At 69.8% G+C, this 22,631-nt stretch carries 21 protein-coding genes and 2 pseudogenes; 9 read left to right on the top strand and 14 right to left on the bottom strand.

Annotated features, from left to right (window positions below; all coding sequences use genetic code 11):
- Positions 1-34: 34 nt before the first annotated feature.
- The 4 genes from STRCI_RS00690 to STRCI_RS00675 all read right to left on the bottom strand — a co-directional run bounded on the left by STRCI_RS00690 (position 35) and on the right by STRCI_RS00675 (position 5,088).
- On the bottom strand, positions 35-823 hold the full coding sequence (locus STRCI_RS00690; protein ID WP_269656793.1) for a YqjF family protein: 789 nt from the start codon (positions 821-823) through the stop codon (positions 35-37).
- 71 nt (positions 824-894) lie between these two features.
- Positions 895-1,587, bottom strand: coding sequence for a response regulator transcription factor (locus STRCI_RS00685; protein WP_269656792.1), 693 nt, complete (start codon positions 1,585-1,587; stop codon positions 895-897).
- Positions 1,584-2,825, bottom strand: a complete 1,242-nt coding sequence (locus STRCI_RS00680) for a sensor histidine kinase (protein WP_269656791.1) — start codon at positions 2,823-2,825, stop codon at positions 1,584-1,586. The genes STRCI_RS00685 and STRCI_RS00680 overlap by 4 nt, the downstream gene beginning before the upstream one ends.
- A 7-nt stretch (positions 2,826-2,832) precedes the next feature.
- A complete protein-coding gene (locus tag STRCI_RS00675) occupies positions 2,833-5,088 on the bottom strand; it encodes an MMPL family transporter (protein ID WP_269656790.1) in 2,256 nt (751 codons plus the stop codon).
- Positions 5,089-5,391: 303 nt separating this feature from the next.
- Here STRCI_RS00675 and STRCI_RS00670 point away from each other — a divergent pair.
- Positions 5,392-5,520: pseudogene (locus tag STRCI_RS00670) on the top strand (LuxR C-terminal-related transcriptional regulator); the annotation flags it as partial.
- An 11-nt stretch (positions 5,521-5,531) separates the two neighbouring features.
- Here STRCI_RS00670 and STRCI_RS00665 read toward each other — a convergent pair.
- A complete protein-coding gene (locus STRCI_RS00665) occupies positions 5,532-6,143 on the bottom strand; it encodes an FMN-binding protein (RefSeq protein WP_269656789.1) in 612 nt (203 codons plus the stop codon).
- 67 nt (positions 6,144-6,210) lie between these two features.
- The gene (locus STRCI_RS00660; RefSeq protein WP_269656788.1) at positions 6,211-7,602 is read right to left on the bottom strand and encodes a ferredoxin reductase family protein; all 1,392 of its coding nucleotides are present in this window, start codon (positions 7,600-7,602) and stop codon (positions 6,211-6,213) included.
- Between the two features lie 243 nt (positions 7,603-7,845).
- Here STRCI_RS00660 and STRCI_RS00655 point away from each other — a divergent pair, with 243 nt between their 5' ends.
- Positions 7,846-8,745 (top strand): aminoglycoside phosphotransferase family protein, encoded by a 900-nt coding sequence (locus tag STRCI_RS00655; protein WP_269656787.1) that lies wholly within the window; start codon positions 7,846-7,848, stop codon positions 8,743-8,745.
- A 189-nt stretch (positions 8,746-8,934) separates the two neighbouring features.
- Here the strand turns inward: STRCI_RS00655 and STRCI_RS00650 are convergent, their stop codons facing one another.
- Complete coding sequence (locus STRCI_RS00650; RefSeq protein WP_269656786.1) at positions 8,935-9,921, bottom strand: alpha/beta fold hydrolase; 987 nt, start codon at positions 9,919-9,921, stop codon at positions 8,935-8,937.
- A gap of 145 nt (positions 9,922-10,066) precedes the next feature.
- Here STRCI_RS00650 and STRCI_RS00645 point away from each other — a divergent pair, with 145 nt between their 5' ends.
- Together STRCI_RS00645 and STRCI_RS00640 are read left to right on the top strand one after the other, a co-directional pair.
- Positions 10,067-10,696, top strand: coding sequence for a helix-turn-helix domain-containing protein (locus STRCI_RS00645; protein WP_269656785.1), 630 nt, complete (start codon positions 10,067-10,069; stop codon positions 10,694-10,696).
- A gap of 125 nt (positions 10,697-10,821) precedes the next feature.
- Positions 10,822-11,638: pseudogene (locus tag STRCI_RS00640) on the top strand (IS5 family transposase).
- Positions 11,639-11,661: 23 nt separating this feature from the next.
- On the opposite strand, the gene STRCI_RS00635 reads toward STRCI_RS00640, so the two are convergent.
- Positions 11,662-12,297 carry a hypothetical protein gene (locus tag STRCI_RS00635; protein WP_269656784.1) on the bottom strand — a complete coding sequence of 212 codons (636 nt, stop codon included), beginning with the start codon at positions 12,295-12,297 and terminating at the stop codon, positions 11,662-11,664.
- A gap of 139 nt (positions 12,298-12,436) precedes the next feature.
- Between STRCI_RS00635 and STRCI_RS00630 the strand changes: the two genes are divergently transcribed.
- On the top strand, positions 12,437-12,901 hold the full coding sequence (locus STRCI_RS00630; protein WP_269656783.1) for a DUF6228 family protein: 465 nt from the start codon (positions 12,437-12,439) through the stop codon (positions 12,899-12,901).
- Positions 12,902-13,038: 137 nt separating this feature from the next.
- Here the strand turns inward: STRCI_RS00630 and STRCI_RS00625 are convergent, their stop codons facing one another.
- Positions 13,039-13,473 carry a MarR family winged helix-turn-helix transcriptional regulator gene (locus STRCI_RS00625; protein ID WP_269656782.1) on the bottom strand — a complete coding sequence of 145 codons (435 nt, stop codon included), beginning with the start codon at positions 13,471-13,473 and terminating at the stop codon, positions 13,039-13,041.
- A gap of 53 nt (positions 13,474-13,526) precedes the next feature.
- Here STRCI_RS00625 and STRCI_RS00620 point away from each other — a divergent pair, with 53 nt between their 5' ends.
- Positions 13,527-14,321: an SDR family NAD(P)-dependent oxidoreductase gene (locus STRCI_RS00620; protein ID WP_269656781.1), complete on the top strand. Its 795-nt coding sequence runs from the start codon at positions 13,527-13,529 to the stop codon at positions 14,319-14,321.
- 98 nt (positions 14,322-14,419) lie between these two features.
- Here the strand turns inward: STRCI_RS00620 and STRCI_RS00615 are convergent, their stop codons facing one another.
- Complete coding sequence (locus STRCI_RS00615) at positions 14,420-14,968, bottom strand: hypothetical protein (protein ID WP_269656780.1); 549 nt, start codon at positions 14,966-14,968, stop codon at positions 14,420-14,422.
- A 485-nt stretch (positions 14,969-15,453) separates the two neighbouring features.
- Positions 15,454-16,290 (bottom strand): SMP-30/gluconolactonase/LRE family protein, encoded by an 837-nt coding sequence (locus tag STRCI_RS00610; protein WP_269656779.1) that lies wholly within the window; start codon positions 16,288-16,290, stop codon positions 15,454-15,456.
- A gap of 249 nt (positions 16,291-16,539) precedes the next feature.
- Here STRCI_RS00610 and STRCI_RS00605 point away from each other — a divergent pair, with 249 nt between their 5' ends.
- On the top strand, positions 16,540-18,048 hold the full coding sequence (locus STRCI_RS00605; RefSeq protein WP_269656778.1) for a DUF4246 domain-containing protein: 1,509 nt from the start codon (positions 16,540-16,542) through the stop codon (positions 18,046-18,048).
- A gap of 37 nt (positions 18,049-18,085) precedes the next feature.
- Here STRCI_RS00605 and STRCI_RS00600 read toward each other — a convergent pair whose 3' ends face one another.
- Together STRCI_RS00600 and STRCI_RS00595 are read right to left on the bottom strand one after the other, a co-directional pair.
- On the bottom strand, positions 18,086-18,721 hold the full coding sequence (locus tag STRCI_RS00600) for a hypothetical protein (protein ID WP_269656777.1): 636 nt from the start codon (positions 18,719-18,721) through the stop codon (positions 18,086-18,088).
- 58 nt (positions 18,722-18,779) lie between these two features.
- A complete protein-coding gene (locus tag STRCI_RS00595) occupies positions 18,780-19,262 on the bottom strand; it encodes a hypothetical protein (RefSeq protein WP_269656776.1) in 483 nt (160 codons plus the stop codon).
- A gap of 120 nt (positions 19,263-19,382) precedes the next feature.
- On the opposite strand from STRCI_RS00595, the gene STRCI_RS00590 reads away from it, so the two are divergent.
- The gene (locus tag STRCI_RS00590) at positions 19,383-20,552 is read left to right on the top strand and encodes a serine hydrolase domain-containing protein (protein ID WP_269656775.1); all 1,170 of its coding nucleotides are present in this window, start codon (positions 19,383-19,385) and stop codon (positions 20,550-20,552) included.
- A gap of 16 nt (positions 20,553-20,568) precedes the next feature.
- Here the strand turns inward: STRCI_RS00590 and STRCI_RS00585 are convergent, their stop codons facing one another.
- Positions 20,569-22,158 (bottom strand): hypothetical protein, encoded by a 1,590-nt coding sequence (locus STRCI_RS00585; RefSeq protein ID WP_269656774.1) that lies wholly within the window; start codon positions 22,156-22,158, stop codon positions 20,569-20,571.
- Positions 22,159-22,407: 249 nt separating this feature from the next.
- On the opposite strand from STRCI_RS00585, the gene STRCI_RS00580 reads away from it, so the two are divergent.
- Positions 22,408-22,602, top strand: coding sequence for a trypco2 family protein (locus STRCI_RS00580; protein WP_336298780.1), 195 nt, complete (start codon positions 22,408-22,410; stop codon positions 22,600-22,602).
- Positions 22,603-22,631 lie beyond the last annotated feature (29 nt).

Raw genomic sequence — 22,631 nt, 5'->3', positions numbered from 1 at the left:
CATTCTCCACGGCACGCCGGTCGCCGCCCGCGATTTATCGATCCCGTGACGGCGACCGCTTCGGCCGGCGGACAGGGCGGCCGAGGCGCACCGGGACGCCGGGTGAGTACAGGACGCTGACCGGGGCGGTGCTCGGCGTGGGCAGACCGGCCGCCGGGAGCAGGTTCTCCTCACAGGTGACGAGCTCCGCACGGTGCAGGGGCCAGCGGGGATGGTGGTTGGGCAGGTACGCCGCTCCTCCGGCGAAGGGGTTGTGCATGCCCCATCGGGCCGTGAGGAAGTGCTCCAACTCGGTCGGCTCGTCGATGCGTTCACCGGTGCGTACGGTGATCCGGCTGTACGCGCCGCGCCCGGTCGGCCAGCGCCGCGAACTGGTGTAGCTGACGGTGTCACCGGCGCCTCGCACGGCCATCCGCGACCACAGGTAGGGCAGCCGGAAACCGAGGCGTCCCATCACCACGGGGACCAGCCGGGAGGCGTCCATCGAGCGGAAGACGACCCCGCGGCGGCCGTGCGCGTCCACCGAGTACAGGCGGACGTTGGTCTCCGGGAACGAGCCGAGATACGGCACCCCGGGCAGCCGGAACCACCCGACCTTGTGCATCCGGAAGGCGACGAGCCCGACATACGTCCTCCCCTCATGGACGTCGGGCACGGTCCCGGACGGCAACAGCGGCGCCACGGTGGCCGGTTCGACGGCCCAGTGGATGAACGTCAGATCCAGCCACTGCTGGGTGAGCAGCGGAAACCGTATGTCGACGGGAGCGTCCGGCGAGACGGCCGCGCCGGGGGAGTGGGGAGCGTCAGGACCGGTCTTCTGCATCACCTGAGCATGCCAGCCGACGGACCGCAGGCGCGAGCGGGGGGCCGGACGAACCGAAGCGCTCAGTACATCTACGGCAGACGGTCGGTGCCGTCGTCGGTTGCGGTGGGTGCCAGGCCCGTGCGGTAGGCGATGACGACGAGTTGCGCACGGTCGCGGGCGTCCAGCTTCGTCATGGCGCGCTGCACATGGGCGCGGACGGTGAAGGGGCTGAGGAACATCCGCTCGGCGATCTCCTGGTTGGACAGGCCGGTCGCGACGAGGGCCACCATTTCGCGTTCGCGCGGGGTGAGCACGTCGAGTTGTTCGGGGTGGTGTGGCGGGGCGTCTTCCGGTGTGGCCAGGAATCGGGCGACCAGGGAGCGGGTCGCGGCGGGGGACAAAAGGGTGTCGCCGTCGGCGATCGTCCGTACGGCGTCCGCCAGTTCCTCGGCCCCGATGCCCTTGCCGATGAAACCGCCGGCGCCCGCGCGTAGCGCCTGTGCGACGTATTCGTCCGTCTCGTAGGTGGTGAGGATCAGGACGCGGCTGGCGCGCAGTTCCGGGTCCGCGCAGATCTCCGACGTGGCGGCGAGACCGTCCACGTCGGGCATACGGATGTCCATGACCACCACGTCCGGTCGCAACTCCCGGGTGAGCCGCACCGCTTCCCGGCCGTCGGCGGCCTCGCCGACCACGGTGATGTCGTCGGTGCTGTCGAGGAGCATGCGGAAGGCGCCGCGCAGCAGGGCCTGGTCGTCGGCCAGCAGCACTCGGAGCGTCACGGCGCATCACCGGACTCGGTGTCGCCTGCCGCGCCGTCCGCTCTGCGTGACGTGTCCTTGGTGGGCGGGAAGGGCAGTTGGGTGGAGACGAGGAAGCCGCCCTCCGGGCGTCTGCCCGCGGAGAGGCGTCCTCCGACCGCAGTGGCACGTTCGCGCATCCCGATCAGACCGTAGCCGGGCGGAGGATCCGCTGCCGTACGCGCCTCGCGTCCGTCGTCGGCGACGGTGATGGCCACGCGATCATGGTGCCAGGCGAGGCTTACCCGGGCGCTGCCCGTGCCGGCGTGTTTGGTCACGTTGGTCAGGGCCTCCTGGACGATGCGGTAGGCGGTGAGGTCGACGCCCGGCGGCAGCGGCCTGGCCGTGCCCTCCTGGTGCACCGACACCTCCAGGCCCGCGCGGCGGAAGGACTCGAGGAGCGTGGGCAGCCGGGACAGCCCGGGCGCCGGTTCGGCGGGCGCGGCCGCCTCCCCGGACTGGCGCAACAGACCGACCGTGGCCCGCAGTTCGTCGAGTGCGTGGCCGGTGGTCTCGACGAGTTCCCTCAGGCTCTCGCGGGTCTGCTGGGGGCGGGAGTCGAAGAAGTGGGCGGCGACCGTGGCCTGCGCGTTGGCGAGGGTGATCTGGTGGGCCACCAGGTCGTGCAGTTCCCGGGCGATGCGCACCCGTTCCTCGGCCACTCTCCGGTGCGCCTCACTGTCCCGGCTCTTCTCGGCCCGCCGGGCCCGCTCCTCCACGGCCGCCAGATAGGCCCGCCGGTTCTGCACCGAGTGCCCAAGTACGCCGGCCACCAGCGGGAACGCCGCTACCACTCCCATCCTGCTCGCGTCCTTCCACGAGAGGTCCCCGAACAAGGGGATCGCGGCGGCCAGCGCCGCGGAAGTGAGCAACACCGCGCTCACCGCGCGCCGTTCGCTGCGCGCGGTGAGCGAGTAGGAGTAGACGGTGATCACGGCGGGGGCCACGATGAGCGGGGTCAGCAAGAGGCCGAAGGGCGGCACCAGCACGCCGATCGCGGTCGTGGCCGCAAGAGCGGCCGGCGGCGCCCGGTGCCGTACCGGCAGTACGGCACAGGACACCAGGGCGATGAAGTAGGCGGCGGCGGGCGGAGCCGACAGCGTGTCGTCGACCCGCATCACGCCGCCGAGCAGACACAGTACGAACGCCGCCGCGGTGATCGCCCCTTCCCGCCACCACGCGCCGTGTGATCGCGGGCCACCGCCACCCGTGTTCGTCATGGCCGGTTCAGTCCCGGCCGACGGTCAGCCGTCGCACCGCTGCGCCCGGCCCGGTCGCCGTCGCCATCTCCTGCTCCGGGACATGCCTGTTCAGTGCCTCACCCTCGATATCCACGTTCGGCAGCACACGGTTCAGGATACGAGGCAGCCACCAGGCCCGGCGGCCGAGCAGTGCCAGGACCGCGGGCGCGATCGCCATCCGGACCACGAAGGCGTCGAAGGCGACGGCGGAGGCCAGGCCGACGCCCATCGTCTGGATGGTGGGGCTGTTCATCCCGATGAACCCGGCGAACACACTGATCATGATGATCGCTGCCGCGGCCACCACACGTCCGCTGTGCCGGAACCCGCTCACGATGGCCTCGTCGGGGGACGCGCCCTGGACGTAGGCCTCCCGCATCCGGGTGAGGAGGAAGACCTCGTAGTCCATGGCAAGGCCGAACACGATGCCGATGATGAGAACCGGCATCAGCGACATGACCGGTCCGGTCTGCTCGATGCCGAGCAGATCCGCCGCCAAGCCCCACTGGAAGACGGCGACCAGGACACCGAAGGCGGCACCCACGGACAGCAGGAAGCCGAGCGCGGCCTTGACCGGGACCAGGACCGAGCGGAAGACCACCATCAGCAGGAGCAGGGCCAGGCCGATGACGACGGTCAGATAGGGGACGAGGGCGTCTGACATGGCTTGGGAGATGTCGATGTTCATCGCGGTGGTGCCGGTGACCAGGACGGCGGCGCCCGTGTCGGCTTCGATGCCGGTGACCGCGCCCCGGATGGCGTGCACCAGGTCCTTGGTCTCGCCGCTGTTCGGCGCGGTCTGCGGAACGGCGGTGAACACGGCCGTGTCCTCGGCCCGGCTGAGCACCGGATCACCGACCGACGCGACCCCGTCCATTCCCTTTACGGTCTTGGCGGCCAGGTCGGTGGCGGCCCCGGCGTCCGCGGACTTCGAGGTGTCCACGACGACGGTCAACGGGCCGTTGAAGCCCGGACCGAAACCTTCCGACAGCAGGTCGTAGGCACGGCGCTGAGTAGTGGCCACCGACTTGGACTCGTCTCCGGGCAGCCCCAGTTCGAGACTGAGCGCCGGCAGCGCGACGGCACCGAGACCGAGTCCGGAGATCATCAGTACGGCCACCGGCCGACGCAGCACGAACCGTGCCCAGCGGATACCGAGGCCGGCCCGGCCGGCCGCGGCAGGCACCCGATGCGCGCGCTCGCCGCCGGGGCCAATGGCTTTGCGGACGGCACGGGGCAGTACCAGACGCCCGAAGAAGCCGAACAGCGCAGGCACCAGCGTCAGTGCGACGAGGACGGCAAGGGCCACGGCACCCGCGCCGCCCAGGCCCATCTTGGTGAGTTCGGGGATTCCCACCACCCCCAGCCCGACCAGGGCGATGAAGACGGTCGCGCCGGCGAACACGACGGCGGATCCGGCCGTGCCCACCGCCCGGCCGGCGGCCTCCTCCGGCGCGTTGCCCTGGGCGCGCTCGTCGCGGAAGCGGGAGGTGATGAAGAGCGCGTAGTCGATGCCGACCGCAAGGCCCAGCATCAGCGCCAGGATGGCGACGGTCGACGTCAGCCCCAGCGGCACGGCCAGCGCGGAGACCAGGCCGAAGGCGATGGCCACCCCCGCGAAGGCGGTCAGCAGCGACAACCCGGCCGCGACCAGCGACCCGAGGGCGAGCACCAGCACCACCGCCGCCACGAGCACGCCGATGAGCTCCGTCGTACCGCCCGGTTCCTCTTCCGAGTCCAGGGCCGAGCCACCGATCTCCACGGTCAGCCCCGCGTCCCGGGCCTGGCTCGCGGCGTCCTCAAGGGCGCTCCTAGCCTGGCTGTTCAGGTCCACGGCGGCCACGGTGTAAGTGATCGTGGAGTAGGCGATGGTGCCGTCCTCGCTGACCGTGCCGCTCTCGAAGGGGTCGGTGGCGGAGGCGACTTGACCGGTGCCGTCCAGCGAGCCGAGCGTGTCCTCGACGACCGCCTTGTTCTGCCCGGCCGTCACCCTCTGCCCGTTCGGGGCCTGGAACACCAAACGGGCCTCGGCGCCTTGGGAGTTGCTCTCGGGGAACCGCTCGTCCAGCAGGTCGAAGGCCCGCTGCGACTCGGTGCCCGGCATGGAGAGGTCCTCCTCCTCCCCGGACGGTGCCACGGCGGCGGCGACCACAGCCAGCACCACGACACCCAGCCACACACCACCCACGAGCCGGCGCCGCAGGAAGGCCCATCGTCCGATCCGATAAAGAAAGTTCGCCACCGGTTGATCACTCCAGACACCGCTAGGCAAGGGGAATGCGTGAGATCCACGCGACTCCCACACTCGCCTCCGGCACCCCTGCCGGGCATCGTCTCTGGCCGCCGTCTTCCCCTGGTGCAGTCGCACCAGCACTCACGTCTTCTGGTGCCTACGCACTACAAGCCGACTTGGGCCCGGGGCGGGTCCTGCGGGGCGAGTGCGGCGAAGAACTCGCGGATGTCACCTAGGAGGAGGTCGGGCGCCCGGCCTGGTGCAGCGCGGCCAGCTCAGCGCTGCGGGCCATGAAGGTGCAAGAGCAACCGCCAGATCGCCGCCGCGCTGTTCATCAGCGGCAACACGGTCGGCGTGCACGGCTCACGGATACTGACCAAGCTGCACGCGGCCACCCGAATCGAAGCGGCACGCAGACTGCCAGACGCCGCCGTGGGATGACCCGCCGGTCCTCACACGCCGGCCTTGTCGAGGGCACTCTGCAGGGACTGCTTGTATCCCGCGCTGGTGTAGGTGGCGCCGGACACCGTGTCGATGTCCGCGCTCTGGGCCGTCAGCGTCTCCTGGTTGAGTTTCGGGACGGCGGTGGAGGAGATCTCCTGGCTCCTCGGTGAGGAGGAAGGGGACTGGACAGCGGTCGCCCCCGTGATTCTGCCGTCGGTGAGCGTGATCCGTACCTGGACGGGGCCATATTTGGTCTGGGCTGTGGCGCCGGTGACGGTGCGGATGGAGGGGGCGGCCGCCGTGGTCTTCGGAGCGTCGGGGGTGGAGGGGGCGCTGCTGGTCCTCGTGGGGGCCGGGGCGTGGGACGCGGAGCGCGACGTCGACCGGCCGGGGCTGGGCGAGGCCGAGGCACGCCGCTTCCCGGCCGTCCTCGAAGGCGATGCTGTCGCGGACGATGACGCCGTCGGGGAGGGGGACAGGGCGGCGGCGGAGGTGGGGGTGGCGGGGGACTGGGCGAGCGCCGGGTCCGTGTTCGGTTTGAGCGCGAGCAGCAGCACGATCGTGCCGGCCGTGGCGGCGCCGGCCAGGACCATGCGGCGGAGCGGGTGGATCTTCCTCACGCCACTCACAGCGCATACGGGGCCCCGACTGTCACTCGCCGCACCCCGTGCTCGCAGACGCCCCGGCTCAGAACTCGAAGGATTCGTAGTGGATACGACGGCCGGGAACCCCCGCCTCGCACAGCGCCGCGTACCACTCCTCGGCCAGGCCCGGTGGGCCGCACAGGTACACGTCGTGCCGGGCGATGTCCGGCAGGAGCCTGCGCAGCGTCTTCGTGGTGATCGAGGCTCGGCTGCCGTCGGGTTTGTTCACGACGTACAGCAATCGCGCCCCGCGCGCGTCCGCGATCGCCTCCAGCTCGCCGCGCAGCGCCAGTTCCTCGGGTGTTCGGGCCCGGTAGAGGAGCGTCAGGTCGCCAGGTGCCGCGGGCAGTGTCTCGAACAGGGCTCGAAGGGGGGTGATGCCCGCGCCCCCCGCCAGCAGCAGCACCTTGCCACGGCTGCGGCGCGCCGCGGTCAGGGCGCCGTACGGGCCCTCCGCCCACACCCGCGTGCCCGGCCGCAGCCCGGCCAGGGCCGCACTGTGCCCGCCGACCGCCTTGACGGTGATCCGCAGCAGGTCGGGACGGGGCGGGGCCGACAGGGAGTAGGGGTTCGCGGTCCACCGCAGGCCACCCGTCAGGAACCGCCAGCGGAAGAACTGCCCTGCCTCGGCACCCAGCCGGTGCAGCCGTCGGCCCCGGATCAACACGGACACCACGCCCGGTGCCTCGCGCACCACCGACTCGACCCGCATGCGGTGGCGGAGGTTGAGCCTTACCGGGGTGAGCACCCGGAACCACAGCAGCAGGGCGCCGACCGTGACATAGAGGCCGTACCACGCCGTACGGGCTGCCGCGTCGTCGGCGAACTCGCTGCCGGTCGCCAGCTGGTGCCAGAAGGCGAGGTAGACAGCGCCGTAGGTGAGCAGGTGCAGGTAGTACCAGGTCTCGTAGCGCATGCGGCGCCGCACGGCACCGGCGGAAACGAAACCGACGAAGAGCAGCAGCAATGTGCCGACCGTGGCCTCGATCATCGACGGGTAGTCCGTCACGATCGACACGGACTGCGCTATGACGCCCAGGTCCGCCTGTGCAGCGTACCCGTACACGATCAGCACGACATGGGCGATGGTCAGGCATAGCGCGTACCTGCCGGTCATCGCGTGCCAGCGTGCCACGCGGTCCGAACCCACCCGGCGTTCCAGCGCCGGCACCCGTGCCATCTGGAGAATCGTCAGAGCGATCGCGTAGCCGGCCAGCAGCCCGGTCATCCGGCCGGCGCCCACCAGCCACTCGGCGCCCGTCAGGGGGACCGCCGGGGTGTTCCGCCACCACAGCCACAGCACGGCTCCGGCACCCGCCCAGCCCAGCGCCAAGAGGGGTACGGCCGGGGAGCGCCGGGAGCGGATCCGGCGCATGGCCTGTCGTCTTCCGGCCCGGCTCTGCTGGATCGTCGTCAAGGCATCGGCCCTTTCCATGCGTGAAGCTCCGGCACTCTATACGTCGTCCACCTGTGTCCAGCGGCGTGGTGGTCGCGGCCGAAGGTGGGGGTGGTCGCCGCACCGGTCGAACTGCAGGGCCACGGCTCGGACTCGGTGAGCTGCGGGATCTGATTCAAGCCCGAGTGAGCGTCGTGAAATTCGGTCGACAAGCGGAGGCGCGAACCACTGTGATGGCCCCGACTGTCCGCCGCGCTGAGCGCGCCGACCACAGGAGCTGACTTGTCGACCGCGCCAACCGCGGACACCCGCCCGGACATCGATGCCGCACTGGTCAGACGCCTGGTCGACAGCCAGTTCCCGCAGTGGGCCGGGCTGCCCCTGAAGCTGCTCGACCCGGCCGGCTCCGACCATGTGATCTACCGGCTGGGCGAGGAACTCTCGGTCCGGCTGCCCCGTCACGACGGGGCCATCGGGCAGGCGAGGAAGGAGTTCGAGTGGCTGCCCCGACTCGCCCCTCACCTTCCCCTGGCCATCCCGATGCCGGTAGGGGTGGGTGAGCCTGACCTCGGCTACCCGTGGCCGTGGGCGGTGTCCCGCTGGCTGGACGGCGAGGTGGCGACAGTCGACGCACTGGCCGACTCCTCCGCGGCCGCCGTCCAACTGGCGCAGTTCTTGACGGCGTTGCAGCGATTCGCGCCCGAGGACATGCCCGCCGAGAACACCCGGGACGACCTCACCGGTCAGCCGTTGTCCGACCGGGACGGCGCAACGCGGGCCGCTATCGCCCAGCTCGACGGCGTGTTCGACGCAACAGCGATGGCCGAACTGTGGGACGCAGCGCTGAGCGCGCCCGGATGGGACCGCTCCCCGGTCTGGTTTCACGGTGACTTCCACACCGGCAACCTGCTGACCGTCGAGGGCCGCCTCAGCGCCGTCATCGACTTCGGCGGGCTCGGCATCGGCGACCCGGCCAGCGACCTGATGATCGCCTTCACCCTGATGTCTGTCGTCGGCCGAGCAGCCTTCCGCGACGCACTCGGCGTGGACGACGCCACCTGGACGCGCGGCCGCGGCTGGGCCCTGGCCACCGGCCTGAACGCCTACGTCCACTACGCCGCCGTCAATCCCCGAGTCGCGGCGCAGACCACGCGGCAGATCACCGAGGCCCTCATCGGCTGACTGCTGATTAGAGGATGTCTCATGTGGTGACGCGGTGAGCTGGGGCATGAGCCGAAGCACGGTAGCTGTCACGTAGGCACGCTTGTTGTCACCGGCGTAGTGGAGTACGTGCGGTGTGACTGTTCGGCATCACCGAGCAGACCGCCATGCGCCACCTCTGCGCGGCCTGCCCGCGGTAGCCCGCCTGGTTCAGCCCTGAATAGTGGCGAGCCAGTCGATCAGGAGGCTGTTGACCTCGTCGGGGCGTTCCTGCTGGACCCAGTGGCCGCAGCCGCCCAGGAGGTGGGAGGCGGACAGGGCGGGGAGGGTGGTGGGGTAGGCGTCGATGGCATCGGCCATCCAGGTGGTGGACGCGTCCAGTGCGCCGCCGACGAACAAGGCGGGCTGTTTGATGGGGGATCCGCGGTGGGGGGCGAGGTCTTCCCAGTCGCGGTCCATGTTGCGGTAGCGGTTGAGGGCGCCGGTCAGGCCGGTGCGCTCGAACTCTCCGGCGTAGACGTCGAGGTCCTCCTCGCTCAACCAGGCCGGGAGCGGGCCGGCGGGGAAGCGGTCGCGCAGCTGGCCGCCGTGGGCGACGAAGTGCGGGTCGGGCTCGCCCTCGGCCGGCATGGTGTCGGCGGACAGGGCCGCGTAGAAGCCTGCGAGCCAGCCCCGGACGTCGGGCTCGATCTCCGCTTCGGCGCGGCCGGGCTCCTGGAAGTAGGAGACGTAGAACTCCTGCTCGGGCCCGCCGATCCGGCCGAAGATGTCGGTGGGGCGGGGGCCACCGGGCGGCGCGTACGGGACGCTCAGCAAGCCGACCGCAGGGAAGACTCCGGGGTGGAGCAGGGCGGAGGCGGCGGCGATGTTGGAGCCCCAGTCGTGGCCGACGACCACCGCGCTGTCCTCGCCGAGGGCACGTACTACGGCGACGTTGTCCTCCACCAGGTCGAGCATTCGGTAGGCGTCGGTCGCGGCGGGCTTGGAGGAGCGGCCGTAGCCACGTACGTCGATCGCCACCGCCCGGTACCCGGCCGCGGCGAGGACCGGGAGCTGGCGGCGCCAGGAGTACCAGGACTCGGGGAAGCCGTGCACGAGCAACACCAGCGGGCCGGTGCCCTGCTCGACCAGGTGCAGGCGCCCGGCCGGGGCCTCGACGGTGCGGTGGCTGAGTGCGGCGGTCGGCTCGGATCGCATGGGCGACTTCTCCTCGGTTCGCGGGCGGCCGGCGGGTACCCATCGATCATGCGACGCGGGGGCCACTCGACGCGATCAGCATTGCCATTCTGGCAAGCTTGCAGGCCAAGGCGGTGAAGCGGCACAGCGAGGAGGAACGGGGACGGTGGCAGGAGACAACGTGGCGCAGACGCTGGCGGCGATGGGGCCCCGGCTGCGGGTCGTGCGCGAGCGCCGTGGCGTCACACTCGCCGATGTCAGCCGCGCAACCGGCATCTCGCCCAGTACGCTGTCGCGGATCGAGACCGGCCAACGCAAGCCCACCCTGGAAGTGCTGCTACAGCTGGCGAAGGAATACGCAGTCGCCCTGGACGAGCTGGTCGGCACCGCACCCGCCCCTGCGGCCGCGCCCCGCAGCACTGCGCCGCACAGCTTCGGCGACGACAAGGCGGTGTTGCCACTGACCCGCTACGTCGGCGGCCTGCACGCCCACAAGCATGTCCTGCCTGCCGGTGCGGAGCCGCCTGGGCGGCCCCGGCAGGTGTCCCACGAGGGCTACGAGTGGCTGTGTGTCTTGTACGGGCGGTTGTGGCTCGCACTCGGTAGCCAGGACCTCGTCCTGACTGCCGGGGACGTCGTCGAATTCGACACCCGCATCCTTCACGGAGTCGCGAACGCCGGATCCGACGGGCCGGTCGAGTACCTGATCATGTTCGGGCCTCAGGGAGAACGTCTACGGCTGCGCACCCCTCCGGCAGTTGGTCGCGGGACTGGTGACAGAAAGGCTGCTGAATGAGCAGTTGTGACAAGCCCCATGCCTCGTCGGTGACAACCAGGCTGCTTCGTTCGGTCTGATTCGCCACGTCATCCGGCTCTGCCGGTGACAACTACTGTGCTTCGGCTCAGGGCTCATTGCCGCTTGTGGGTGTCGATCTGTCGTACCGGCCGGTTCCTGACGGTCTGTGGGAGCTGGCTGCTCCGTTGCTGCCGTCGTTCAATTCCCGTCCGCAGGGCGGCGGGACCGCTCCGTGTGACAAGCGGGCCGTGTTCACGGCGGTTGTGTCTGTGCTGACCAGCGGGTGTGCCTGGCGGCATCTCCCGGAGACGTTCGGCGTCTCGCCCGCGACGGCGCATCGCCGGTTCACCGCGTGGACCCGGGCGGGGCTGTGGCGTCGGCTCCAACGGGCGGTCCTGGATGAACTCGGCGCGCGGGGCGAGCTGGACTGGACCTCGGCGATTGTCGATGCTGCCTCGGTTCGGGCCAAAAGGAGGGCACGCTGACCGGACCGAACCCGGTCGATCGCGGCGAGAAGGGGAGCAAGCTGCACGTGCTGTCCGAGGCCCAGGGCATCCCTCTGGCCGTCGCGGTGTCCGGTGCGAACACCCACGACAGCCTGGCCCTCAAGCCCCTGATCCGTGGAATACCCCCGCCCGCTCCCGCCGAGGGCCGCGGCGGCGTCGGCCCGTCAAACTCCGCGCAGACAAAGCCTACTTCTCCGCCGAACACCTCGCCTGGCTGCGCGAACGCGGAATCGTCCCACGCATCGCACGTCCCGGGATCGAATCGAGCGAGCGGCTCGGCCGATACCGCTGGAAGATCGAGCGGTCGATCGCCTGGCTGTTCGGCTACCGCCGGCTCACCGTCCGGTACGAGCGAAAGGGATCTCACTTCTTCGCCTTCCTCGGCCTCGCAGCCGTCCTCACCTGCTACAAGAAGCTCGCCAAACTCACCACGTGAGACGTCCTCCTAGGCGCTGGTGTTCACCGCTTTCGCTGGCCTGGCGTGAACGGGCCGGTCACAGGGGCTACGCACGTGTCGATGATGGTGTTCTCGCCGGCCACCGTGCCCACAACGCAGAGCCGTCCGCCCTTGTCACGCAGATCGAGGGAGAACCGCGTGGTCGCACCGGACTGCTTGAGGTCGTGGATGCGCTCGTCGATGTAGCCGAGGTTGTTGAGGATCGCCCGGACCTTGGCGGGGGTGGGATCCGCCAGATCCCAGAGGGCTTGGGTGATGCGCTCTTCATGCAGGGCGCTCGCGCACCAGTCGCGAGCGTTCAGCTCCACCTCCGGACCCGACGTGGGGGCGACGGGCTCCACGTCCGGCGACACCTCCACCGCGCCGGGCGGCAGTGACTGCGCCGGACCGCTCGGCGGCGCCTCGGGCGCGGCACTGGGAGGACACGACTGCGCGACCTCGTCCAGCATCGCCGTGAAGGCGGCAACGGGCCTGCCCTGAGCAGTGCCGGCAGGCTTGCCTTGCGGGTCCTCGGCGCTCGTCTTCTCGGTGCCGCAGGCGGTGAGCACCAGAGCGGCAAGGACCGCTGTCGCAAGCGCGGCCTGCGGGCGGCGCGGGGAGCTGGCAATCGTGCTGGTCAGGGCGGGGGTTCGTCTCATGCGCCAAGTTTCCGATCAAGCCGCCCTGCTGCACGTGAGTACACGTACTCAGGTGCAGAGGGGGAATGCGCTCAGTTTTCCGCACCACCGGCGGCGAACCCGAACGACGACACATGCGGCGCTGACCTAGCCTTCTGCCATGACCTCCCCGGACGACGACACCAACGACAAGCTCAGCGTGGCCATCCGCTGCCAGGACAACACGTCCGTCGGCGTGACGTTCTGCGACCGGTTCAGCTTCGACGCGGACTCCGTGCACTATGCCGTCGAACTACGGGCCCCGGGTCTGACGGCTCGAGTCGACGAGGTCGTCGCCTGGATCTGGGACAGCGATCTCGCCGCGTTCCTGGAGGAACTCGCCGCCGACTACCGGGGATGGGACGGCGAACGGAGCTGGCAGACCAACGACCGGGACCTGGTCGTGTCAGCCGTTGTCCGATCGGGTGGGCACGTCGGGCTGACCTGGACCCTGCGGCCATGGCCCAAGGCCGCGGGCGGCTGGGGAGCGTCGGTGACCACCTGGCTGGAGGCCGGCGAGCAGATGGCTTCGCTGGCGGCCGACGTCCGGCACTTCCTCGCAGGGGAGCGTGGTCAGCAGATGTGATGCCCCGCCCTGGTACTTCAACCTCAAGGCCGACCCGCAGGTGGATCTGGCTGGCCAGTCAGGTAGCAGTCACGATCCTGCAGCCGGTGGCTGAGCCGGGCTTGCTCACTTCTGGCTGCAGGGTGAAGTCGCCAAGGTCAGGACTTCGCTGCTACGGCGGCGCGGCACTGGTTGAGGAGGCGGCGCAGGGTGTCGCGGTCGGCTGGGGTGAGCGCGTCGTACATGCGCTGCTCGATCGCGCCGGCGGCGGAGTCCGCGAGGTCGATCAGGCGCTGCCCTTCCTCGGAGAGGCGGTTGGGCCGGCTGTTGCGGTTCCAGTCGTCCTGCTCACGTACGACGAGGCCCTTGGCTTCCAAGGTTTTGAGTGTGGCCGCTGACGCCTGAGGTGTGACCAGGCATGCCCTGGCGATACCTGCGCCGCTGATGCCGGGATTGTCGCGGAGTGCCAGCAGGGCGGCGTACTGGGCCACCGTGAGGCCCATCGACCGCAGCGCCTCGGTCTTCGCCGTCATGAACGCGATCTCAGTGGCCTTGATGTCGTACCCGAGCCGTTCGCTCACCGTCAGTGCCATGCTTTGAGCTTACAACCCTTGAGGACCATCAAGCTCTTGATAGTCTTCAAGGTATGAATACTGCTTTGGTGACGGGCGCCACCTCCGGGCTTGGGCGTGAGATCGCACTGGACCTCGCCCGACGTGGCTGGAGGCTGGTGCTGCCCGTGCGCACCGCGACACGAGCCCATGAACTGGTGGTAGCCACAGAGGCGTTGCGTGCACCCACACCGTCGGTCGTCGAATGCGACCTGTCCGACCACGCGGCGGTCCGGCAGATGTGTCGCACCGTCATCGGCGAGGGCCCGCTGGACCTAGTGGTCAACAATGCGGCGGTCGGCGGCGGGGTCGATCCCACCTTGAGGGAGACCAACACCGCGGCGGTCGAGCTGCGGATGGCGGTGAACGCGATCACGCCGCACCTGATCGCCCAGGAGCTCTCCGGCGCCCTCACCTCCACAGGGCGGATCGTGCAGGTGGGCAGTATGGGACAACTACCGCTCGATCTCGACGATTTGAACTATGAGCGCGACTATGAGGGCATCCAGGCCTATTGCCGCAGCAAGGTCGCGCTGGTGATGTCCGCGATCGAGCTGGCTCAAGGCGGGATTCCGGTGAACGTCGTCCACCCGGCCCGGGAGATGCCCACCCGTATGGTCGTCGAGGGCGGATTCCCCATCGCCTCGACACTCGACGACGGGACCCTGGCGGTCCTCCGGGTGGCGCTCGACTCCGAGCTGTCCGGCGTGCGTGGCGCGTACTTCCACCGGTTCGACCGCGCAGAGCCCCACGGGCAGGCTCTCGACGCTCACGTGCGAGGTCGCGTAGTCGCCTGGATCGAGGACCGGGCGACTCTTCACCATGTCTAGCGGTGCGTAGGCGCGAGCCGTTGGTCGCGGCGACCACTGGGTTCCCACGGCACACCGAGGCACCAACTCGCTACACCGCAAAACGCGTTCAGATGTAGCTACGCCACCGAGGCCGGACCCGCGCTGTTGACGGTCGCCGCCAGCTCGTCAGCGGACTCGGGGGTCAGTCGGTAGAACCCCTGGAGGCTGACTGAGCGTTCGAGGCGGCCGTCCACCACGTACTTCAGAGTGCGGGTCTGGCCCTTGCGGTTGCGCCAGGTGAGCCGTGCAAGGAGATCGCCGGGGATCGGGACGTCGAAGCGTACGGGCGTGGCGTCCACGTGCACCGCCATGGCGCCACAGCCACCGGCGCCGAGCATCGACCAGTCGCCGTGCCCGGGATACGCGGGGGCGTCCCATGTCGCGGGGGTCGTGCCGCAGCAGTCCCGGCGCTCCGTGTCGATCACCCGCATCTGGCTCACGACGAACACCTGGCACTGGTTGACGTGCAGCGCGTACACCTCGTCCCCGGAACGAGCACCCGACCATGCGGGCAGAGAGGAATGAACGCCGCTGAAAGCGACGGGCGGACGCTCACCCACGCGGCCCGCTTTGCGCAGGGCATGGCACGTGGCATGGGTCCACAGGACGGTGAAGGCATCAGACATGCCGTGATCCTATGAACGGGCACTGACATTGGACCTCGCGGACCGTTCGCATCCTTCGCTGTGCTCTGACTGGCTCCGGAGGAGGCCAGGGAGGCCGCCCCGGAGTGTTACCCGTACGAGCCAGCCGAGGCTCCGTAGCTGGCTAGTCCGTCACGTGACTACCGAGCCCTTGAGTAGCCACCAAAGTATGTGCCAGAACTCTGTTCTCAGGATCTGGATCAGCTCCTGGGGTGCTGTCCGCGAGCCATGCTCTCGGCGAGCTTCGCGTCGGCGTCACCGGCTCCGCTCCCGGGCCGCTGGCGCTGAGGACGTTCACTCCTGAGGCCCCCAACACGGTCCTCATGGCCCGGCCACGCGCTGGACCAGTGCCATCGTCGAAGCGAGGACGTGACTCGGGGTGTCGAAGACATCCGCGTAGTGCTCTGTGTATGGGGGCTGAGCCTGCCACAGGCGGCAACCGGCTCGGGATGCCGGGCCTGGGTGGGTCAGGGTTTCCCAGCACCCGGTGCCGGTGCCGGGAACGCCACCACCTGTCCGCTGGGTTTCTGCGTCTGGGCTCCGCCCCAGGTCTGACCGACGACGAAGAGGCGGGGGTCATCGCCGCGGCTGAGTGCGCAGGCGAAGGCGCCCCGGTCGAGGGCGAGGGTGGCGAGCACTTTGCCGCCCTCGCGCACACGGACACAGCGCTGGTTGCCGACGTCGGCGTACCAAGCGGCGCCCTCGGCATCCAGGCAGATCCCGTCCGGGTGGTCGTCGGGTGTCTCCGCCCAGACACGCCGGTTGCCGAGGCTGCCGTCGCTGTCGATGTCGTAGGCGGTGAGCCGGTTCGCGTACGACTCCGCGACGATCAGCGTGGCACCGTCCGGAGTGATCGCCATGCCGTTGGGGAACGCCAGGTCGTCGGCGACCCGGTGGACCTCTCCTTCCGGCGTGACGAGCACGACCTGGCCCGGTGCGAACTCACCGCCGGGGAAGTCGAAGCCGATGGTGTTGACATAGGCGTTGCCCCGGCCGTCGACCACGATGTCGTTCCACGGTTTCTCCGAGATCTTGGCGAGGTCGGCATGCGGGACGAGTGATCCGTCGGGTTCGTGGCGCAGCAGCCGTTGGTGTGCCGAATCCACGACGAGCAGTCGTCCGTCGGGGAGGAAGTCGATGCACATGGGGAAGGACGGAACGGTGACGACGACCTCGTGGTGGCCGTCGGCGTCCAGTGCGATCACCTGGTGCGCGCCCCAGTCGGAGAACCAGAGCCGCTCGTCGTGCCAGCGTGGTGACTCGCCGAACACGATGCCTTCCATCAGGACTTCGGGTGTGCTCATTCCGCTTCTCCCCTCGCTGCGTACAGCGGTGGACCACCCCGGGCGTCGGAACTCATCGATGCGAGACGATGTGCATCGAGCGCGTGCTCGGGGTGTGACGCTTAGTGACCAGTGAGGTTAGCGGTGTTCGTCGGCTGTGACGGTGTGACAGGCCGACCGCAACCAGGCCCACCCAAGACCGCGGCTGCGGTGTCACACCGCTGAAGTATCCTTCCCGCCGCCGCACATCGACTGGGAGGACCAAGAGAATTGACCGGCCTGTCTGCTTTCCCGCTGCCCTTTCACGCATCCGGTTCCATAGCGTTCGCGACACCGCGAACGCTGCGGGAACTTGAGATGATGCAGTGCAGCGCCCACATTCGGGCGAAGCCTGGGTGGTTCGACAAGATGAACGACGCCTCCATCGTCGCCAGGTGGACGCAGGAGGCGGTCGCCCAGGGCCTCACCGAAGCGCAGGTCCGTTACGTGCTTGCCGAACTCGCGCACTATGCCGCACTGCGGGACGGGCGAACCGGTGCCGAGGTGTCCGCCGTTGACGGCGTGTGGCAGTCGGACACCCTGGTCGACGACGAGCTCAGATCCCGGCTGCGCGACGCGGTTCGGGTTCTGGAAGAGGTCCCCGAGGCGGAGAAGGACTGGCATCCCGGATCCGATGGCCAGGTGCTGGACCTGGTTCATCCCTCACTCTTCTGCCTGGTGCACGAGGTGAGCGGCGCACCCGAGCAGGCTTGGCAGAACCCGACGAACCGGTACTCCCGGTACGAATTCTCCGAGAAGTTCCAGTGGTTGCCCACGGACGTCGACGTCAGCGACGAAGGCGACGTCGCCTTCCGTTCATACGTCAACAACGTCCACCCCGAGACGCACCGCGAACTGGCCTCCGTCCTCCCGGACTTGTTCGCGCGCATGCGCCCGCTGCTGGAGAACGTGCTCACCGATCTGCGTCATCCGCGACCCCTGCGGATCGAGGTCGATCCCTACGGGTGGTACGACTCGGAGCCGGAGTATCCGGACAAGTCTTCCTACAGTGGTGATGAGGCCTACGCCGAAGCCGTCCGTGCCTGGGAGAGGGCCCAGGACGATTGGTGGGAGAACCGCCGCCCGGTCATCCCCGACGCCCCGGAATTCACCCAGCCCGAGTTGCCCGACGACTCCGCCCGCGTCGACCTGCGCGGCCGCCGTGTCCAGGTCATCGTCAAGCTGGCCACCATTCATCTCACCCCGGAAAAGCCCGAGTACGACGGCGGTTCCTGGCATGTCGAGGGGATGATGAACGAGCGGATCGTCTCGACCGGCATCTACTACTGGGACAGCGAGAACATCACCGAGAGCCGGCTGAGTTTCCGGGCGGCACTCGATGACCCGGAGTACGAACAGAGCGACGACAACGGAATGCGTGACGTCTACGGCCTGGAGGACGAGGACGCCCTGAACCAGGTGCTGGGGTCGGCAGCGACCCCGGCGGGCCGTTGCCTGGCGTTCCCGAACATCCTGCAGCACCGCGTCGGCTCATTCCGCCTCGCGGACCCCACCCGCCCCGGACATCGCAAAATTCTCGCGTTCTTCCTGGTCGACCCCTCGGAGAAGATCGTCTCGACATCCGATGTGCCGCCGCAACAGCCATGGTCCGACACCTCGACCATGACCCTGGAGCAGGCCAAGGGCTACCGCGAACAACTCATGCAGGAACGCAAGTTCTTCGTCGACGAACACAACGAGCAGCTCTACGAACGAGAGTTCTCGCTCTGCGAGCACTGAGCCAGTTCATCCTGAAGACGAGTACGTCAGGCGGCGCTCACGCACCCAGGTGCCCCCCGTCGCCGACGCCGAGGAGGGGGATCGCGAGCCTGCGTTCGACGGCAGTAGGAACGGACCACAGTGCCGTACGCCGCTTGCGGTCCTCCAAGCCCTGGCGGTCGGCGCGGCGGATGCCGGGCACGGCCAGGGCGAGGGCGGCCAGGGAGACGGCGAGCCCGGTTCCGAGGAGTGCACCGGCGAGTACGGCGCCGTCCGCCAGGGCGAACGGGAGCGCGACGCCGAGGCAGAGCGTGCCGAGCCCGCCGAGGACGGCAACCATCCACCACAGTGGGGTGAGCGGGTGCTCGTCGCGCAGGTGGTTGGCGAACTGCCGGTCGGTGGGCCGCCGCCGCGGGTGGTCTCCGGCGGCGGTGAACAACTCGGCCCGCCCACGCAGCGCCCACACGGCGTGCACCCCCACCCATGCGACGGGCAGCGCGAACAGCGTGACCAGCACCAGCCCCGCCTGAATCGCCCGCGGCACCGACACCCACCCGGAGGCGTCGGCGACCACGGATGCCACAGTGGTTCCCGCGAGGACGGCGCCCGCCGCGCTCGTGGCGACGAGCCGGCGCCGGGCCCCGCGCACCCGAGCGCTGAGGGGGAACTCGACCGCGTCCAAGATCTTCTCCATTCGATGACCGCAGGTACTTTACGCAGCCCCGAGGAGAAGCCACCTCCGATCCCAGCGATCAGGAACGTGGCTGGTGAAGTGAGGTCGCCGTGTCATTGACCTCCACGTCGTCGGTGAAGGCACCGCCCGCCGACGCACCGCCGAGAAGTGCCGCGGTGAGCGCCACGGCCACCGCGAGCGCCCAGCGGGGCCGGCGGAACATCCTGTTCCGCTTCCGCAGAGCAGGCGTGGGCGTCGGCACGGTCGTGGTCTCGGCTGCCCGCCCGCCGCACGCGATCATCATGCGCGCGTCCAGCCACGCCTCCGCCTCGTCCGCCCCCACCCCGCACGCCGCCACGAACGCGGCGACCAACTCCGCACGGGGCAGCCGGTCCCTGCCGAGCATGGTCGCGGCGGTGGAGTAGGGCAGGGTGTGGCCTGCCTGCGTCGCGCGGCGTTCCAGTTGGCGGTAGCTGAAGCCCGACCATGCCTTGAGGCGGCGCAGTGCCGCGACGAAGGCGGCGGCGTCGCTGTCGGCCGGTGTGGGCGGTGCTGTGGTCATGGTGGTCCCCCTGTTGACCTGGACGTACACGAGCTCGCACAAGCTCGAACACCATTGTGGCTTGAGGGACGGCGAGAGCGGCAGCCAACCTCGGGGCGGATTCCCGATGTTGGAGGTCACATGGGTACGACTCTGTCCCGCCACCGCCGCCGTACGATCACCGCTTCCGCTGCCGCCGTTGTGCTGATGCTGGGCGGGTGCGCCGTCGAGTCCGGCGCCGGGGCGCCGACGGTGCGTGATGCGAAGTCCCCGTCCCGGCCCGGAGAGGCGGTCGCCGACTTCCTGCGCCGTACTTTGCCTGCCGGGCCCAGCGGCACGGTGGTCGCCGCGCGCGGGGACCGGCTCGCGTACTGCGGCGGATTCGGAGCGGCGGACCGAGCCGCCGGTACGCCCGCGAGCTGCGCGACCGTGTACGACGTCATGTCGATGACGAAGCAGTTCACCGCGGCCGCGATCGTGAAGCTGGAGGCGATGGGGCGGCTGCGGGTGAGCGATCCGATCAGCCGGTTCCTCGGCGTCGGGCGGCCCGTGCCCGAGGACAAGCGCGCCATCACGATCGAGCACCTGCTCACGCACACGTCGGGTCTGGTCGAGGCACTCGGCGATGACTACGACCCTCTGTCACGGGAGGAGTTGGTGAGCGGGGCTCTGTCGTCGCGGCTGCGGTCGGACCCGGGCGAGGAGTTCCACTACTCCAACACTGGATACAGCGTGCTGGCCGCGATAGTCGAGGAGGCATCGGGGGAGACGTACGAGGGGTTCCTGGCCCGGCACCTGTTCGCCCCGGCCGGAATGGAGCAGACCGGATACGTGCTGCCCCGCTGGCCGCGCCACCTGGTCGCGGTGGAGTACGACAGCAAGGGGCGCAGCAAGGGCAGGCCCTTCGACCACCCCTGGGCTGCCGACGGACCGTATTGGAACCTGCGTGGCAACGGCGGCATGCTCTCCACCGCCCAGGACATGCTCCGCTGGCACCGTGCGCTCCTGGGTGAGGAGATCCTGCCGGCGCGGGCCAGGGACAAGCTGTTCGAACCTCGTGTGTCGGAGCCGGGATCAGAGGACTCGTACGGCTATGGCTGGGTCGTTCGCGACACCCCGGACGGCCCTCTCGCCTGGCACGACGGCGGCAACGACTGGTCGCTCGGGCTGGTGAGCCGGTCCCTGCGTGACGGCGTCCTCGTGTTCTGGGTCAGCAACCACGCCTACCGCGACGGGAAATGGAACCTGGAGGATCAGGCGGAGGAGCTGACCTTGGGTATCGCGGAGCGTGTGCGCGCGGAGGGGCGCTGACACCACCCCACCCCGGTCAGTCCCGGACCTCGCAGTCCAGGATCCGCCCGTCCACCGTCCCCACGAGCAGCCGCTGTTGGTCCGCCCGGTACGCGGCGGACACCGGCGTGACCGGGTGGCCGTGTGCGCGCAGGGTGTGCCGGGCGCGCACCTCGCCCGTCTCCGGGTCCAGGGTCTCCATCTCGCCGGTGAGATACACGGCGTACAACTTCCGCTCGTCGCCGTCGAGATCGGCGAGCGGCTTGTCGGTGCGGTACACCCAGCGTGCCTCTCCGTCCGGGAGTCGGCGGCTGACGACGTACGTTCCCTCACGGGCGTCCGCGTAGGTGGCGCCCCGTTCGTAGGCCCGGCCCGCGTGGACGAGGGCGTGCGTCAGCTCGACGGCGGGGCCGTACCAGGGCTGGAGCGCCGAGGCAGGGTCCCAGTGCAAGGGGAAGAGGGCGCGCAAGGTGGCGGAGGCGTGGGCGGTCGGAGGATCGATCGCGTGGATCCACGGCGCGTCGTCGTCCGGGCCGGGGCCGTCCACGTACAGCCGACTGGCGCTGTGTCTGACGCGCAGTGCGGGGGAGTTGGAGCGGTTGGGGGCGAGGTCGAGGCGTGCCGTCTCCTGGTGCGTGGGGGCGAGCAGCAGCGTGGCGTGTGCGTCGCGGCCTTGCGGGCGCAGGGCGAGCCAGCCTTCGGCGGCGGCGCACAGCGCGGGGGCCGACGGCAGGTCCAGGCGGTCCGACTCGCCGCCGTCCGCCGTCGATATCCGCCGGACCGTGGTCGCGCGGTCGACCGTGCGGCCCGTCGTCTCGTCGCGCCGGTAGCCCCGGTACGTGACCCACGCCGAGGTGTCGTCAGGCGCCGCCTCGATCCGTACGCTTCCCTCCCCGTCCGTGGGAAGGGACCACGCAGGGGCGCCCGACGGATCCCAGCATTCGAGGTCGGTGTGGGGTCCGGTGGCGAGCACCCGGCCGTCCGCCAGCACCGCCAGGTCCCGCACCTCCGCCCGCCGTTGCCACCGGCCCTGCGTCAGCCGCGCGAGGGTGTCCTTCACCTGGGGGTCGTACAGCAGCCCGCTCTCGACCATCGGATGGCGTGTGTCGTCGGGGTCGACCAGTCCGGCCGGCGCGGACAGCCAGTCGTCCACCGCGACGGCCAGCTCGAAGCCCTTGCGGAAGCCGCTGTCCTTGTCCTCGGGGGAGATCAGCATCGCGAGCCTGCCGTCCTCCAGCCAGCGCAGGTGGCGCACCTGGCGGCTCTTGCTCAGCAGGTTCGTCACGTGCCCGGTCTCCAGGTGCAGTAGGAGCAGCTGTCCCTGGAAGTCCCACGAGCCGTCGTAGCGGCCGGTGCCGATCGCGGCGAGCGGCAGCTCGGGGTGGGGCTCGATGGCGCAAACGGGGTAGCGGGAGGGGACGACGTGGCGTGGACGGAGGGTGTCGGCGTCGTAGACGCCGATGCGGTGGCCGAGCCACTGGCCCGTACCGCGCCACGTGACGTGCCCGAGGTCACCGGCGGCGATGACACAGCCGTGACGTGGGTCGGTCACGGCCCACACGGGCCGGCCGATCTCGGCGAACGGCTGGTCCCCGAGTATCCGGCGCACGGTCAGCTCATGCGGCACGACGATCTCCCTCCCCCAAAGGTGGCGCACAGTCTGCCAGGCCCGAGGCTTCCCTGCGATCTCCAGGGGGATGGGCCAATCCGGTGCCGGACCGGGGTCTTCTCAAGTCCGCTACGCAGGGCCCTCGTTGAGGTAGATTCGGCTGATCGAGGGACGAAAGCGGGGGCACATGGAGCGGGCGGACACGCCGGACGGAATCGAGCTCGCCGACGCGATCGAGGCCGTCCGGGACCAGCTCTGGAGCTGCGCATGGAGGCCACCACGGGAGCCAAGGTCCGCGCATGGGTGGTCGACGCCGGTGTCGACGGCACCCGCGCCGACACCCGTACGCACCGCGTCGCCTTCACTCTGACCCCCAAGGACACCCGTACGGGAGGGGCCGTCGAGGTGGGCAACCCGGAACAGGGCAGCAGTGCCCGCTTCGGCCGCGACACCACGCGCTGAACGCCATGGCACGAGCCGCTTCGCCCGCG

Origin of the sequence: Streptomyces cinnabarinus (assembly GCF_027270315.1) — a bacterium.
GTDB classification, from domain to species: domain Bacteria; phylum Actinomycetota; class Actinomycetes; order Streptomycetales; family Streptomycetaceae; genus Streptomyces; species Streptomyces cinnabarinus.
Note: the sequence above shows the minus strand (reverse complement) of the source record. Positions and strands in the feature narration are given on the sequence as shown.